The sequence below is a fragment of the Paenibacillus sp. RC334 genome (assembly GCF_030034735.1).
Taxonomy (GTDB): Bacteria; Bacillota; Bacilli; order Paenibacillales; family Paenibacillaceae; genus Paenibacillus; species Paenibacillus terrae_A.
In genome coordinates, this window is record NZ_CP125370.1 from 3,585,759 (window position 1) to 3,601,786 (window position 16,028).

General features: G+C 43.8%; 13 protein-coding genes and 1 tRNA gene. 4 read left to right on the forward strand and 10 right to left on the reverse strand.

Going from position 1 to position 16,028, the window contains the following annotated elements; translation table 11 throughout:
* Window positions 1-164: 164 nt before the first annotated feature.
* The 7 genes from QMK20_RS16520 to QMK20_RS16550 form a co-directional block, all read right to left on the reverse strand.
* Complete coding sequence (locus QMK20_RS16520) at window positions 165-1,742, reverse strand: glycoside hydrolase family 43 protein (RefSeq protein WP_283652465.1); 1,578 nt, start codon at window positions 1,740-1,742, stop codon at window positions 165-167.
* Window positions 1,708-2,712, reverse strand: coding sequence for a pectinesterase family protein (locus tag QMK20_RS16525; RefSeq protein WP_283652466.1), 1,005 nt, complete (start codon window positions 2,710-2,712; stop codon window positions 1,708-1,710). The genes QMK20_RS16520 and QMK20_RS16525 overlap by 35 nt, the downstream gene beginning before the upstream one ends.
* A gap of 25 nt (window positions 2,713-2,737) precedes the next feature.
* Window positions 2,738-3,622 carry a dienelactone hydrolase family protein gene (locus QMK20_RS16530; protein ID WP_283652467.1) on the reverse strand — a complete coding sequence of 295 codons (885 nt, stop codon included), beginning with the start codon at window positions 3,620-3,622 and terminating at the stop codon, window positions 2,738-2,740.
* 49 nt (window positions 3,623-3,671) lie between these two features.
* The gene (locus QMK20_RS16535) at window positions 3,672-5,033 is read right to left on the reverse strand and encodes a glycoside hydrolase family 28 protein (protein WP_283652468.1); all 1,362 of its coding nucleotides are present in this window, start codon (window positions 5,031-5,033) and stop codon (window positions 3,672-3,674) included.
* A gap of 179 nt (window positions 5,034-5,212) precedes the next feature.
* Window positions 5,213-6,733, reverse strand: coding sequence for an extracellular solute-binding protein (locus QMK20_RS16540; protein ID WP_283652469.1), 1,521 nt, complete (start codon window positions 6,731-6,733; stop codon window positions 5,213-5,215).
* Window positions 6,734-6,761: 28 nt separating this feature from the next.
* On the reverse strand, window positions 6,762-7,385 hold the full coding sequence (locus QMK20_RS16545) for a YesL family protein (protein WP_025684614.1): 624 nt from the start codon (window positions 7,383-7,385) through the stop codon (window positions 6,762-6,764).
* A gap of 21 nt (window positions 7,386-7,406) precedes the next feature.
* On the reverse strand, window positions 7,407-8,378 hold the full coding sequence (locus QMK20_RS16550; protein ID WP_283652470.1) for an ABC transporter permease: 972 nt from the start codon (window positions 8,376-8,378) through the stop codon (window positions 7,407-7,409).
* Window positions 8,379-8,646: 268 nt separating this feature from the next.
* On the opposite strand from QMK20_RS16550, the gene QMK20_RS16555 reads away from it, so the two are divergent.
* The gene (locus QMK20_RS16555; protein ID WP_283652471.1) at window positions 8,647-9,531 is read left to right on the forward strand and encodes a carbohydrate ABC transporter permease; all 885 of its coding nucleotides are present in this window, start codon (window positions 8,647-8,649) and stop codon (window positions 9,529-9,531) included.
* 30 nt (window positions 9,532-9,561) lie between these two features.
* Here the strand turns inward: QMK20_RS16555 and QMK20_RS16560 are convergent, their stop codons facing one another.
* Window positions 9,562-11,823, reverse strand: a complete 2,262-nt coding sequence (locus tag QMK20_RS16560; RefSeq protein ID WP_283652472.1) for a helix-turn-helix domain-containing protein — start codon at window positions 11,821-11,823, stop codon at window positions 9,562-9,564.
* Between the two features lie 220 nt (window positions 11,824-12,043).
* Here QMK20_RS16560 and QMK20_RS16565 point away from each other — a divergent pair, with 220 nt between their 5' ends.
* The 3 genes from QMK20_RS16565 (at window position 12,044) to QMK20_RS16575 (ending at window position 15,349) form a co-directional block, all read left to right on the forward strand.
* The gene (locus tag QMK20_RS16565; protein WP_283652473.1) at window positions 12,044-13,546 is read left to right on the forward strand and encodes a GDSL-type esterase/lipase family protein; all 1,503 of its coding nucleotides are present in this window, start codon (window positions 12,044-12,046) and stop codon (window positions 13,544-13,546) included.
* A 292-nt stretch (window positions 13,547-13,838) separates the two neighbouring features.
* Entirely contained in the window at window positions 13,839-14,171 is a 333-nt protein-coding gene (locus tag QMK20_RS16570; protein ID WP_283652474.1) for a hypothetical protein, read from the forward strand.
* 566 nt (window positions 14,172-14,737) lie between these two features.
* The gene (locus tag QMK20_RS16575; RefSeq protein ID WP_283652475.1) at window positions 14,738-15,349 is read left to right on the forward strand and encodes a uridine kinase family protein; all 612 of its coding nucleotides are present in this window, start codon (window positions 14,738-14,740) and stop codon (window positions 15,347-15,349) included.
* A 203-nt stretch (window positions 15,350-15,552) separates the two neighbouring features.
* On the opposite strand, the gene QMK20_RS16580 is transcribed toward QMK20_RS16575, so the two are convergent.
* Together QMK20_RS16580 and QMK20_RS16585 are read right to left on the reverse strand one after the other, a co-directional pair.
* Window positions 15,553-15,626, reverse strand: a tRNA-Ile gene (locus QMK20_RS16580).
* A 130-nt stretch (window positions 15,627-15,756) separates the two neighbouring features.
* A complete protein-coding gene (locus tag QMK20_RS16585) occupies window positions 15,757-15,921 on the reverse strand; it encodes a hypothetical protein (RefSeq protein ID WP_014282411.1) in 165 nt (54 codons plus the stop codon).
* Window positions 15,922-16,028 lie beyond the last annotated feature (107 nt).

The window sequence follows — 16,028 nt, forward strand, 5'->3', positions numbered from 1 at the left end:
CTTGAAAGCAAGGGGCAGCAAATCCTGCTCCTTCAATTCCATCGGATGACTGCGGTTGCTTAAACAACATGTGTTGCACTTATATGTTATAGCGGCGGCCCGCCTGCTGCAATCATCAAAAAGACAAAATGTTGGATAGACAACACACTCGTTATATTTTTGTTTTAAGAGGATAGATGGTCTTGCCCATGATACAAAAAGTGGCTAAAATCGGCGTAGCTGCCTTGAAATTGTTGCATGTCGTGGGCGGCAATCCCTACAAAATTCCCTGTAAATCCACCTGATAAAAAGCTGATATTTTGCTTTTCAAAAAGTGGAGTCCAGGTGGGTTCATTCCCGAGATGGTAATAAAATCGTCCTTGGGTTGCATGGACTTCTACGGCCAAATGTATAGGAAGATCCTCCTGAAGTATAATCGCATGGGGAACTAATGTGAATGTATCTGCTTCACATCGCATCATGCGCAGTACTTTCCCTTGTCCCTCTTCATAGCTGACATAGGCATATAGATAATTTTCATCATTTAGATACAGCAGGAGCCCCGCCATTTGCAAATAGCTGACAGGTTGATATTCCAGTGCCGTTTCCACCCGAAAATGATGATCGGTTTGCCGGATGGCAAGCACATGATGATGAAACAGACTTTGAATGGATTCTCCAGCCAGAATTCGAAGATAGCCCGGACGCTGGCTCAGTGAGCACCAACGGTCATCCGCCAGTATGCGCAATGTGTTCCACGTTTTATTTAAAACGGGCCCCTCGAAAAAGTCTTCGAATATAAAGCTGTGCTTCTGCCCTGCCGAGAAATTGGTTCCGATAGGTGCAGGCACTTCGAATTGCGGCGTATGGCCCCCGCCGGTTAATCGCAGCCAGCCTTCATCATTCCAGTACACGTGCTGCAAGGCTGTTTCTCGCCCTAAAATGGCATACTTCCCTTCCAATGGACGAGTACATAAATGAGCCATATACCAATCGCCATCTGGCGTCTGTACAAGACTGCCATGTCCTGCACATTGTAAAGGGAATTCAGGACGATCGCGTGACGTAAGCATCGGGTTATGCGGGTCTACTTCATAAGGCCCGGATAGCTGCTTCGAACGGGCTACGGTTACCGCATGTCCCGTACCCGTTCCACCTTCCGCTGTAATAAGGTAATAATATCCGTTTTGCTTGTAGATATGAGGGGCTTCTGTCTTTTTCAAAGGCGTGCAATCAAAAATTTTCACAGGCTCGCCAATAAGTCGTTGCTGCCTGCTATCGTATTCCTGCATAACAATACCTGAAGATTTATTGCTGTCCAACATGCGGTAATCCCACAATGCATTCAATAGCCATTTACGTCCATCCTCGTCGTGAAATAAAGACGGATCGAATCCACTACTGTTGAGATAAACCGGGTCTGACCATGGGCCATGAATCGCAGGCGCCGTCATCACAAAATTATGAACGTCCTTAAACGGACGTCTGGTGCTCTTCACATCCGTATAGAGCAGATAAAAAAGGTTATCCGCGTAGCTCAGCTGCGGCGCCCAAATGCTGCAATTTTTCGGGTTTCCTTTTAAATCAACCTGATCGGTCAAAATATCTGTACAGTGCTCCCAATGAGCCAAATCTGTGGACTGATACACCCGTACTCCCGGCAGCCACTCAAACGATGACACGACAATATAGTAAGTATCCTCGACTCGTACAATACACGGATCGGGATTAAAGCCTTTTAATATGGGATTTTGGATCATCATGAGAAATTGCTCCTCCTTGCTTCCAAAAAGTGTCTCCAACAAAAACCTGCTCCTTGCTCCACACTTCTGCTCCTGTTTCAAAACAACCCGCCCACCGAACACGCTGCCTACGCAACGAGGCAACATCGGATACACCATACTCCTGATAGCAAACTGTTTTCTCATTTGCAGCATCGTCCCAATTGTCCCAACCCCGTGGATCAATATGTTCGCCCATTTTACAATCCACAAATACGGTCTTGGCATACTCACGCCACGGACGCCCCAAAAATACCGGGGTAATATCAGGCTCTGCGGTTAAGTAGCAATGATTGAATACATAGCCATACGCTTGTCCGTGGGGAGTGGAGGCGGCTGTAACGTAGCTCGTTTGGTTCTCATGATGGCGCAAACTGCGAATTTCGCAATGTTCAAAATAAGCGGTAGCCCCACCAAAAATGAAGTCTACCGTTCCCTCGATATAACATTGCTGATAAAGCTGGCGATAGTGGGCATGATGTTCTTTCAAATGAATGCCGCCAAACTTTAGCCGTTCTTTCGGTGCCGGAGGCAAGGGGCCTGTAAATAATGTATCCTGATGCCCGCGAAAGGTGCAGTTTCTAAAAACCGTTTTATCACAGTGAGCATATACGGCAACAGCCTGTCCAATGGCTTCCCCCTGTCCCGCCGTGTTGGAAATCGTGAGATTTTCCAAAATCAGATGGCTACCGCCTAAAAATAAAGTGGGAGTCGCAAAGGTTCCTATTTCCTCGCCTGCCTCATCCAGCTCCCTGGCATACCGATGCATTCGAATGTCTACCTGTCCGATGCCTATGATATGAAGACACGAACGGTAGATCCGCACCTCCTCCTCGTAGGTACCCGATAAAATATACAGCGTTTCCATTTCGTTAGAAGGCGACTGCTCCAATACAGCAATCGCCTCCTGAATCGTATGAAAATCACAAAAGGATTCTTTCCCTACCAGCATGGTTGCCCCAATCCTTTCATTGGAATTACAGATGTTCTGCTAAAAATGACTGCCACGCCATTCGCATTTCCAAGGTCTCCATATGCCCGCCACCTGCGATCACAGGCTGCCAATGTTCAGGGTGACCTGCTTCCTGGTAAGCTTCCAGCAGTCCTTTCGCCAGATGCTCGACTCCTTCAATAGGACACATTCGGTCATTTTGACCTGTTATGCTCATTCGTGGACGGGGAACAATCCGCTTTTGAATATCCAACGTGGTAAAATGCTTTAGCAAGCCGGGGACATAGGAATAGAAGCCATGGTGATCCAGTCCCCTTTTGGCGATCAGCGTATGGGCATCTACCTGTCCGCAAATATCAATGGTGACCTGTATCCGCTCATCTAACGCTGCCAGCCACCACGCCATCAGACCTCCCATCGACATGCCAATCGTTGCGATGCGGGAAGCATCAACACTCTCTCGCTGGCACATATAGTCCACCAAACGACGGTTATCGTACAGCATCATGCCCCACAGCACCTGGCCCTGCCAGAGCATCTCCTTTACCAGCTCACTTTCGGTTTTGCCCCCACGTTCATTAAAGCCCCACATGTCAATACAACAAGCGCAATAGCCCATGTCTGTCAGGGTTTTGGCAAACGAGGGCTGCTGCAAGTAAGAGCTGCTATGGATAAATTCCTTGCGTCCATTCGTATAATTGCCCCCATGCGAATGGTTGAAAATGACCAATGGAAACGGACTGTTTCCTTGTAGTGGTGTGGCTATATAAGCTGGCACAGGCTCGATTCCGTTTATGTCCAGCAGGAGAGATTCCAGTTGGTATCCCTCTTGCTCCTCTTGCTTTAGCACGGTAGCTGTAACGGGTCGATCTGCCGGAAGATCTCCCAATAATGCTTGCAGCTTATCCACGTGTTCCCTCCTTCCATGCCCCTCCTAAATCAGGATTTTTGCAAAATCCTCAATTAAAAACATTTTGTTCAGAAGGTTGTATCGTCACTTGTTCGATCAGCTTTTCAGGCTGGTTTGTATTTTTCGAATGACAACGGTTGACTTCAACGCCTTCCCCGTTTTCAATATAAAAAGCAGGGCCTTCATGATTCTCAATGGTCACCTGTTGAAAACGGATATCTCTAACATTGCCTAGATAAAAACCACGGTTGTTCATATCTTCGATCCCTGTCATCATGGCAGGACGGCCGGGAATCGCATTTTTCGCCATAGAAATATCAATATTGGAAAATGTAATTTCAGCAATATATTGTTCTGCAAGTCCGTATAAGAATCCAGCAGCCGCATGAACCTGTCGTGCCGTGATATCGGAAAAATGAATCCGTCTAAAGCAAGGCGTTTCATCGGTAATTGGATAGGGATTTTTGTCCCAGACATATTTGTCTTTGCCCCGAGGTCCGCAGAAATAATAGAGATTCAGAATAAATGGACAAATCACATCTTCCATCACAATATTGCTAACGCGAATATCCTCGATGATTCCGCCACGTCCCCGTCTTGATTTCAGGCGGATGCCCCGATCCGTTTGCTTGAACACACAATTGCTGATCGTGACATTACGGATATCTCCACTCATCTCGCTTCCCAGTACGACAGCGCCATGTCCATGCACCATCGTACAGTTGGTAATCGTTATATTTTCACAAGGAATCCTCTCCTGTGTATCTTCGGTTCCTGCTTTGATCGCAATACAATCATCGCCCACATCAATATTGCAGTTACTAATACGAACATTGGAACAGGATTCGGGATTAATGCCATCCGTATTGGGGGAATCCGCCGGGTTAAGAATGGACACATTGTCAATCGTAACGTTATAACAAGCGATAGGGTTTACAGTCCAACTGGGGGAATTTTTCAACATGATATCTTTAATGGTGACCCGCTGACAACGGTCAAAGCTGATTAATTTGGGTCTCGGGTACTGTAACTCCTCGGGATGATTCCGATGCTTTTCCCACCACGGTTGACCATTTCCGTCCAGCGTTCCGCTGCCTGTAACTGAAATATTCTCTAGGTTCTGCCCATAAATACACGACGCATGTACTTCTCGCTGAATGCCTTCCCATCTGGATTCTACTACAGGATAATCAACCAAATCCGTACTGAAGGAAAGAATTGCACCGGGGCTTAAATGCAGCTCAATGTTACTTTTCAGAAAGATTGCGCCTGTCAGATACGTACCCGAGGGAACAAATACCGTTCCTCCCCCGGCATTACTGGCCGCTTCGATCGCAGCCGCAATCGCCCCTGTTGCCAACGTCGTACCATCCTGAGGTGCTCCATAATCTACAATGTTATACATTTGCATCTCGTTCTCTCCTGTCTTCATTTTTTGTGAATACGAAAATGATGTATAGGCTGAACTTAAAAATACACTGGAAAACGGAGTAGGCGGAATGGTGCTGAACAAGCGTCAGCGATGGTAAGCACCATCCGCCTGCGTAGTGGCACTTCATGTACACTGATGTTCAACCTATATCTATATCCTTATTTTTTCGATTTCTTATACGCTTCTTCGTATTCAGTAATAATCTGTGATCCACCGGAATTTTTCCAGTTTTCTACCGCTGCTTTAAATCCGGCTTCATCGGTCTCACCCATAATAAATTTGAACGTAGCATCGGTAATAATTTTTTCGAGCTCAGTTCCTTTTTCATTGGCAGTTACAGAATCCAGAGGAACGGTTGGGTCCAAAACGGCAAATTCGTTATTTTCCTTGATTAATTGATTGGCCAGTTCCTTTTCAGGGTTGGCATCTTTTAACGTGTAAGTTACTTCACTCGGTCTGGAGCTTGCAAACGGCTGTACATCTGCTTGCCACAAATCGGTGTTAATAATTCTGAAAGCTCCTTCATTATCAATGTCATAATGAGTTCCCTTGATACCACCTGTCATGTCCATAAATACTTCTTCATCAATCAAATCATTGACAAATTGAAGTAATCTCTTCAATTGAGCTTCCGTCTTCACCTCGGATTTAGGAAATGCCAGCAAACCGCCAACTCCGCTGCCCTCGGACCAAATGTGATATTTACCGTCTCCATTGGAGATTTTATTTACAGGCACCAATTCAAGCCCCTTTTGCAAGCCTTGTGACAGATTTCTCAAGTTGGTGATATCCACCATTCCCGTATAAATTCCGGTTTTCCCTTGAGCAAATTGCTGCTGCTGATCGGTTTTAGCGGTTACGGCGAAATCCTTCGATATATACCCGTTCTTATATAATTTATTGGAATACTTTATCGTTTCCAAATATTGAGGTGTATCAAATTCCGGCGTAAACTTGCCATTCTCATCTACTTTCCAGCCATTAGGTGTGCCAAAATAAGAGCTTAAGGTTTTAAAGCTGCTGTAGCGCAGATCAGATCTGTCGCCAAAGCCTGTCGTATCCTTTTTGCCATTACCGTCCGGATCATCTTCTGTAAACGCTCTCGCAACTTCGTAAAGCTCATCCAGGGTCGTAGGTACTTTAAGTCCTAAACGATCCAGCCAATCTTTGCGAATAACCAAGCCTGCTCGTGCCAAATTTTTCTGGAATGGAACTCCATACAGAACTCCCTCGATGGAGGCTGCATTTCTAACTTCGGGAGGTATCTTTTTTAAATTGTCATAATCGTCCAAATAACTCCCTACATCCCAGAATAGACCTGATTTCAATGAACTTCGAACTGAAGAATTTGTCATCATCGTAAGAGTCACGATATCCGCCAATTCACCAGACGCCAGCGCTGTAGTGATTCTCTCTTCTTTCGATGCATCAGGAACCCAGTTGAACGTAATCTTGGAATTCGTGTATTTTTCAATTTTGTCCTTAATCGTGTCTGTAGGTGGAGAGGCTGTGTGCAATACATTTAACCAGGTTAATTCCAGCTTTGAATTCGGATCATAGGTTTGGCTGCCTTGATCCTCTGCCCCCTTGTCACCGCAAGCAGCTAAAAAAACACTCATGACCATAAGTACGGCAAGAAGGCCCGATACTCCCTTTTTCATCGATATCCCTTTTTTCATTGTGTTTGCTCCTTTTCTGATCGTATATTCATGCCATATCTTCCTCTTTCACCAGAACCTCTCGCTCTATTTTGCTAAACACCTGATGCGTCATCCACATCACGAGATAACCGATGATACTGGCTCCGGCAAAAGTCAGAATTCCTGGGTACAAGCCTAGAATCAATGTAAAAAGCGCGACAATCGCAACAAAAAGAACAAGTGTATATTGTAAATACGAAAACCCAATCACCACGGACATTCTGATTTTCAGCTTGATCCCTTTCCAATCATAATGAGCCAGTAACGGGAAAATGTACGCCAACGAGATGAGATACAAAAAGGCTCCAATAAGCGTCACTACGCGAACATACCAGGATGAGACATTGACGATATCCACATAGAGCACGTAGCCCACGAGGCTGTAAATCGCTCCAATGATCGCCGCTTCTTTAAAACTTTCTCTAAAGTAACGTACAAACGTGGAGAAAATGGCGACCTCCTCATTCCCCCGAATCCATTGCCTTAAAATACTGAGCATAGCGACAGTAGCAGGTCCCACGCCTATAAATCCCAAGCCCAGGATCGTCGCAACCGTCCATAGCAAATTAAGGTAAACCAGCCGGAGCAAGCGCATGCACCATTTGTTCATGTTTTCTACAAACCGTACCATTCCGCATCCTTCCCGTCGTCATTAGTAAACGCCGTCTTCACCAAATTTCTTGGCCAGTCGATTGGAACCCATGATCAGGATTAATCCCACCACGCCTTTAAAAAGTCCTACCGTCGTACTGAAGCTTAATTGTCCATTCTTTAAGCCTGCTGTATAAATGTAGGTGTCAAATATTTCGGCAACCTCGCGGTTTAATGAGTTCAATAGCAGATACATATGCTCAAAGCCCAAATCCAGCGTGCTGCCGATTTTCAGAATTAACAACGTAATAATGACTGGGCGAATCGCAGGCAAGGTAACATGCCATGTTTTTCGGAGACGTCCGGCACCGTCCATTTCTGCTGCCTCATACAGTTGCGTATCCACGACTGTAATCGCCGATAAATAAATGATGGTAGACCAGCCGAGTTCCTTCCAGATCACTTGCCCCATATAAACGGTACGCAACCATTCCGGGGAAGTTAAGAAGCTGATCTTCTCACCGCCTAGTGCAGCAATCATTTCATTCAGTACCCCGCCGTCTACGGTTAAAAATACATAAGAAATCGAAACAATGATGACCCATGACATAAAGTGCGGGATGTAGATAATCGTTTGGATGATATTTTTAAAAACAAGCTTCCTTACCTCATTCAGCATCAATGCCAAAATGATCGGTAATGGAAAGAAGATCACAATGTTGAGCGCAAACAAAACCAGGGTGTTACGTAATAGCATGAAAAACGTGGGCTCGGTAAATAAACGAATGAAATGCTTCATTCCTACCCACGAGCTGCCCGTGATTCCCAAAAAGGCTTGATAATCCTGAAACGCAATGACCAAGCCGCCCATAGGGAAATACTTAAAAATAATGAAGTACACCAGCCCGGGTAAAACCATCAGATACAGCAACTTATGTTTTTGCATACGTAAAAGATTTTCCGTCGTTCTGTTGTTCTTTTTCTTTTTCATATTCGGTTTCATGTTCGGTGCGGGGACACTTGAAACTTTCATTAGCTCGACCTCCTTCAAACGTTCCTGTATACGTTTTCAAGAGTACGTGATTTTTGGCATTACGCATATAATCATCAAATGATAGCGTTTACAAAACCTTATATACCGCCTATTTTCCGGATTTTCACCTTACCTAATGATTACTACACAACCTAATGATTACCCTCTTTTTTCCATGCTTAGGAGAACACCTCAAGATTTGATTATATACGGAATTCCGCCCTCTTGGTACAGTTTACATGTAAACGATTACGAGGAGGTCAATCACTTGGTGCAAAAATCACTAAAAAAAGAATCGCTGGGCAGTCGTATTTTTACCATCGTAAATAGTACATTATTAATTCTCATTGCCCTCACTTGTCTCTTGCCTTTTCTGAATATCATCGCCAGCTCTTTTGCCTCAACCCAAGAAGTGGTAGCTAAAAAATTCATTTTGTTCCCTGTCACTTTTTCCCTGGATGCATATCGGTATATCCTGTCGACCCCAACGATTTTCAGAGGACTAGGGGTTTCGATCGGAGTGACTGTAGTCGGTACCGTGGTGAGTATGATCTTTACTGCTTTTATGGCGTACGGATTATCCCGAAGATATCTGCTTGGCCGAAATACGATTAACTTCATTGTCGTGTTTTCCATGTTGTTTAGCGGGGGGATGATTCCAACTTTCCTGGTTGTAAAAAGCATGGGGCTCATCAATTCGTATTGGTCTCTGATCCTTCCCGTGGCCATTAATGCATTTAACCTGATTATTATGCGTAACTTTTTTCAGGCGCTACCGGATGATCTGGAGGAATCGGCCAAGATGGATGGGTGTAACGATTTTGGCATCTTCTTTAAAATTATGCTGCCGTTAGCTATGCCCTCTATTGCAACTATTTCACTTTTCTACGCGGTAGCCTACTGGAATACGTATATGCATGCCATTCTCTATATTAATGATTCCGCCAAATGGCCTATTCAGGTCTTGCTTCGCCAAATTGTAATCGTTTCCAGTGGTATGCAGGCAGAAGGAACCTCTGTGGATGTCATCCCACCTGCGCAGACGATTAAGATGGCGGTCATTGTGGTTGCAACCGTTCCTATGCTAATCGTGTATCCATTTGTGCAAAAACACTTTGTCAAAGGAGCATTATTAGGGGCGGTAAAAGGATAAACTGCCCCTTGATTGCTAGTGAAGTTCATTTTAATTCGCTTGCTTCATCTTACGGTATGCTCCGGGCGTGACCTGCTCCTTCTTCCGAAACGAGCGGATAAAGTTCTGCGGATTATGATATTGCAATCGCTCGGCGATTTCTTTAATCGTCATATCCGTCTCAATGAGCCACTTTTTGCCCATTTGCAGCCGGTAGCCCATTAGATACTCACTGAACGTCGTACCGTATTCTTTTTTGAAAATACTGCTTAAATAATTGGGATTGTAATGAAGACGGTCCCCAATGAGCTCCAGTGACAATTCCTGGTCATATTCAGCCCGGATAATGGCGGCAATTTTCTCGGAGAGACAGCGGAATTGCTGGTTCGTCTTCTCCTTCATACTTTTTACCATAGGGGAAATGACTTGCTCCACCAGCATACGCTCGATCTCTTCCGGATTACGAATGTCCAGCAGACGATGGTACAACGCATGATTGTTCTGCGTCAGCAACACTTCGATCCCTAGCAGCTGCTCCAATTGAATGAGGTTATTCACAAACCGCACCAACAGCACCTCAAAGTTCATGGAATGATTGTTCTTTGTCATTATTTCAGTCAATAAGGAATGTACGGTAAGTCGTACTCGCTCTTCATCTCCTATTCGAATGGCGTCAAACAGCTGCGATTCCATTTCCGTCGGATAATGAAGCAGCACCGGGCCTGAAATGACTGTGGAAATGTCTTCGTAAAATATAATGGATTCTTTGCCTAAGTTTAAACGGTGGTGCAAGGCTTGCTTACTCATCTCACAGGCTTCCTTGCTTTCTAACAAATTGTCATACGATTTACTAATGCCGATACTGATGGATACATTCAAATACTCTTTTACGGTTCGAATCAAAAGGGTGGCATCATCCAGCACTTGCTTGTTTATTTCCTGTTCATTCTTTCCTGTAAACATTAAAATGGTCGCCTGGATGTCATCGTTCAAAATGATGGGAAGCATTCGCTGCTGCTCTGGAATGGTTTCTTCTACGATTTTGTTAATAGCCAGCAGTAAAATGTCCTTATCCGAGGGCTCCCGATCTCCCAGATTATCCAGTTGAATCAACAGGGTAATATACATTTGGTTCTCCAGTTGCGGATAGCCCAAACGTGGCATTTTTCGTGCCAATTCCTCGGCTGAAATCCGCCTGCGAAACAGGTTAAGGATCAATTGGGTTTCAAGCTGTGGCATTTCGGACTGAATGAGGCTTTCCAGGCTTTCCTTTTCCGTTACAATGCTGTCAATGGAATCAATAATCCAGTCAATTTCATTTTTGGAAGGCTCATTTTTGAACGAAAAATTAGGATTTTTAGGCAGGCTGCGTTTAATTTGCTGGAATGGCTTTGTAAAATAGACGGCTATGATATACGCCACCACCACAATCAAGAGTGTGAGTACAAGTACCATCGTGATGATCCCGAATTTGGTCGTTTGGAATGCATTCGAAATCTCCTTTTTATCTAATATCGTTAAATACGTCCAGTTGTTATAAGCAGACTTGGCATAAATGACTTGCTGAGCAGGCTGATGCTTCGTTTTTTCCAGTGTCAACATGCCTGAATTGTCGGGTGTAGCCGTAGCCTCTGAAATGTGCTGGAGCTGCTGGGTGGTCAATAATTGTTCAACGGGCTCGGTTTCGTACATTAAATCGCCTTGTTTATTCAGAATAAAAACGGCCATGTGATCCTCTGCTTGAATTGTACGATTTAACGTTTGCAACGAAATATCCGACAGCGCAATGGCTTGCTTCTTTTTGGAGAATACAGGCAAAGTATTTACAAAGCGGATTCCCTTGTCTGTTTTAATCCAGAATAGCCCCTTATCCTGATGGTCGATATAGGTTTTAAATAGCTTCTCCCGTTCTGTTTTCGTCAAATAGGACAGGCTTCCATTGGATATTTTCCAATTCTGATCCAGGCTAATCAGTGAGTATTCCGTTCCTTCTAATCCCATCGTAGCAATATAATTGAGTTGCGAATTCACATTCCGATACGCTACAAAATCTTTTTCTGTAATGGGATGTTTTACGACTTCATCAAATGAACTGGTCGTACTATACGTATTAAAAGCATATTCAATCGTTTGGATTTTCTGCTCCAGACTGTTTTTGATCTGCGTCATGTAGCTTTGTTTACTGTTGGAAACTCTTTCCACAACTGAGCTAATTGTTGTAAAATAGATGTAGCTGCCGAAGCTGGCCACCAACCCTATTCCCAAAACCAGAATCGTAATAAAAATGGTATAGAACATCCTGCCTTTTTTCATTGCGCTCCCCCTTTGGTTCTTTGCATCATACCAAAATTATAGCGCTTTCATAACAAGGTTTAAATCATTTTTTTCACGTGTGCATTTATTTAAAAAACAAACCTGAGCTTAAGCCCACTCTTCAAACAGAAATGTTAAATACCATTACATCCGTCCCATCCCGTTTTATGTTCATCTGGATTAGCTTGCAGAATTTAAAAAAGGAATTTGGAGGTACCTTATGTTACACGTTGTTAGTCATAAAGAACAGATTGTAAAAAAAGAATTTCCGGCAGACACTTCCTTTCTCTCCCTCTATCCAGCAGTGGCCCATGAAGCTCGGCCTTTTATATTGGTACTGCCCGGCGGTGGCTACGAGCACTTGGCTTCACATGAGGGAGAACCCATAGCTCGGTGGTTGAATGATTTAGGTATTCATGCAGGTGTGCTGCATTATCAAGTCGGAGACTTTGAGGTCGATTCCTTGTTGGAGGATGTGGAACATGCCCTGAGGTGGATTCGACAAACGCCCAAAGACTGGCAAGTGATCCCGGAGCAAGTCGGTCTGGTTGGATTTTCAGCAGGCGGGCACTTGGCCTCCATCGTCGCCACCAGAGGGGCGGAAAAACCCGATCTTCTGCTGTTGGGCTACCCCGTGATTTCGTTTCATGATGCTTATACGCATATCGGAAGCCGCACTCATTTTTTAGGTGAACAGCCGACACAGGAGCAACTTGACGCCTTTTCATCCGATCAACAAGTGACTTCACAGACCCCTCCAACTTTTATTTGGACAACAGCTAATGACGCCACTGTTCCGGTCGAAAACAGCTTGTTGCTAGCTTCCGCATTATCCAGAGAAGGCATTTCATTTGAGCTGCATGTGTTTGAGGAAGGGCGCCACGGCTTGGGACTGGCTGAAGATAACCGCGAATGCCAGCAATGGCTCGCTCTTGCGGAAAAGTGGCTCCAAAAACATAGCTATGTTACGGAAGGACAGCGGATCACATCCAGGCTGTTTATCGCTGGTGACTCCACCGCAGCCCAAAAAGGAGCTACCGAAAAACCGATGACAGGCTGGGGCGAACACTTGCAGAGTTATTTTGACCCGTCTGTTCAAGTGAACAATCGTGCGGTTAATGGACGAAGCACTAAATCTTTTATAGCGGAAGGTCGATTGTCTCATATTGAAAAGGATTTTCGAGCCGGCGATTATCTGTTTATTCAATTTGGACACAACGATGAGAAGAAAGAAGATCCCACCCGCTATACCGATCCTGACGGGGACTACCGTCAAAACCTAATTCAATGTATCGAGTCTGCTCGGGAGCGTGGTGGAATCCCAGTACTGTTAACCTCTGTAAGCCGCCGCCGCTTTACCGCAAACGGAGAACCCGATCCGCTTGCTGTGGGTGCTTATCCCGCAGCGATGAGACGAGTAGCCGAGGAAACACGGACACCCCTGCTCGATATTTTTAAAGCCTCTCAGCAGCTTTATCGTACCCTGGGAGAAGAAGAATCCAAGCAGCTATTTATGCATTTACCTGAAAAAGTGCATCCGAATTACCCCGCTGGCGTAACGGATAATACTCATTTTTCTGATGAAGGAGCGCGTCAGATCGCTAAATTGGTCGCTGAAGCAATTAGCCAATGTGCGGAATTGCACGCCTTAAAGCAGCTCATGCGCATGAAAGGAACGAATCAAGACAGCGGTGAGAGACTTGCACACCAACTTGTCAACTGATATCAAGTACTAAAAAGATACAAACACGAAAAACGGACTTAGGGCTAATCACTCTGACGTCCGTTTTTTATTCCGTGTGGGTCAAAGACTATACAGCTATGGAGAATAGTTCAAAAGTACGGTAAGTTAAAAAGCAAATACTTGAATTGTTATATTTTAATTCTTTTGTATTTTATAGGGCTTTAGAATCGTTTTATTGTATTATTTTGACAACATTTTTCGAATGAAGTGAAATCAACAATTTTACATGGTATATTTTAGGAGCTCATATCATACATCAGGAGGAATTTTTATGAATACTAAGAAAATATTATTATCAACGGTCATGTCTTTGGGGCTCATTGGTAGTATCATCGTCCCTAGTGCGTCCGCAGCAGTAGGTCCTTCACCGATAATTACGCCTATTGTAGAAGCTAACGGAGTATACTACAGAACTGCTACGTTACCGCGAAATTATTCCTATGCGCTGTCAAATTATCCGGGGGATACTTATAAAGTGGCAAGTGGAAATGTGACAGTCTCCGCTTCTGGCGTGGTAACAACCACTACTGCAACAACCGCAAGAGTCGAAATTTATGGCGGTAACGGTAAATTGAGAATGGTGTACACTGTTAAGGTGCTCTAAGATTGGAGTAAGTGTTCCTGGGAATGTAGAATCAACGATCATTATCAAAAATGGTGAATCAGTGGGGAGTATTTAAGGCCCTTTTTAAGCGATTTTGAAAATATCAAAAGAAGCACTGTCCGTTTATTAGGGCAGTGCTTCTTTAATGGGGCAATAAGAACTCATATTCTATTTTATCAGTGGAACCCTTTATTAGTTTTCATTGAACTCACAGACTCATGAGAAGTTTTATTTAAATACTCCTCGAATTGAGTGCCACATGCTCAAACGTCCTCTTTTCTAAACTTTCGTGAGATCAATAAAAATACTCCGAATGTCCACTGGCTCCAACAATATTTATTATGTACGGACAGATATAATTTCTTCTAGCTTTACCCAACTGAAATCATCCTCATTCCTCCAATTTCCAACATTTGCTGCGGTGGTTGATGAGATACATACCGTTAAGCTGTCCGTTCTCAACGGAAGCGACCTATGATAAGCTTAGCTTATCATAATTTACTAAATAATAGATATTGGATATTTCATTAAAGGGCAGGATTGTTGAATGGAAAGGATGATCATTTATGAGCGATTTTAAAATAATAGAGGGGCATTTCAACTCTTTTCAAAACTTCGTAAATGCTATAAACGAAAAATCTAAAAAGCAATCTACTTTGCTGATTGGGATAGATGGTTGTGGTGGTTCTGGTAAAAGTACATTCGCATACAAGTTAAAAGAAGAACTAACTAACTCAACTATTGTTCACAAGGATAATTTTTATCTCTCCTCCTCTAACATTTTAAATACACATCCCTCAAAAAAACCTATCGGTGCTGATTATGATTGGAGACGTCTTTTAAATCAGGTACTGGAGCCAATAAGAAATGAAAAGGATGGGCATTATCAACGGTATGATTGGGAGACGGATAAGCTAGCGGAATGGCATACTGTTCCTGCTGGTGGCATTGTCATAATCGAAGGAGTATATTCCATTCGAAAGGAACTGGAGGATAAATATGACTTCAAAATTTGGGTTGATTGTCCACGAGAAATTAGGCTTTCAAGAGGTCTTGAAAGAGACGGAGAGTGTGCTCGTGGGATGTGGGAAGATAATTGGATGATTTCAGAAGACATTTATGTAGAAGCTCATAAACCCTTTAAAAGAGCAGACCTCGTTATTAGTGGAGCTTTATAAATTTCTTATTCAAAGAATGAAACAGGGCACCTCCATACATAAAGGTTCTCTTGTTTCTTAGTTTAACGATCATCACAGGCTAAGTTTTAAGGCGAAGAATTTACGTCATTATAAATGAGCTTATAGATAGTGTCCTATCTGCTCAGCGAAAGAAGATATAAAACAACAAAAAAACCCTTGCTACGCAAGGGTTTTTGAGGAAATGGGCCCTGAGGGACTCGAACCCCCGACCAATCGGTTATGAGCCGACCGCTCTAACCAACTGAGCTAAGGGCCCTCAAAAAAATATGTATATTCACGCTACATTTACATAAAACAGCGGCGTTAATTAATATACAACATTTTCTTGTGTTTCGTCAATAGTTTCTCAAAAAAATATTTTTTTCGGATTCATTTTTCATAAAAAACTAAGGAATAAATCGAACTCCGTAACGTCCTTTACGCGAGCGGTACACCTCCACTGCGCGAGGATCGTTGTAGCCGTACATCCAGCCGTCGTGCTCCAGCCTTTTTGCCAGACAACCTGCCTGAAATTTGGTCGTGTACAGTCTGCCGTAGTAAATCCAATACATCCGAACTCCCTCTTTTCACATGATGGTAGAAGTTAGTGTAACCGGATCGAATTCGAATTACACGGCCTGCATCATAACAATCTGCAACGAGTATGAGTCGCTTTAAT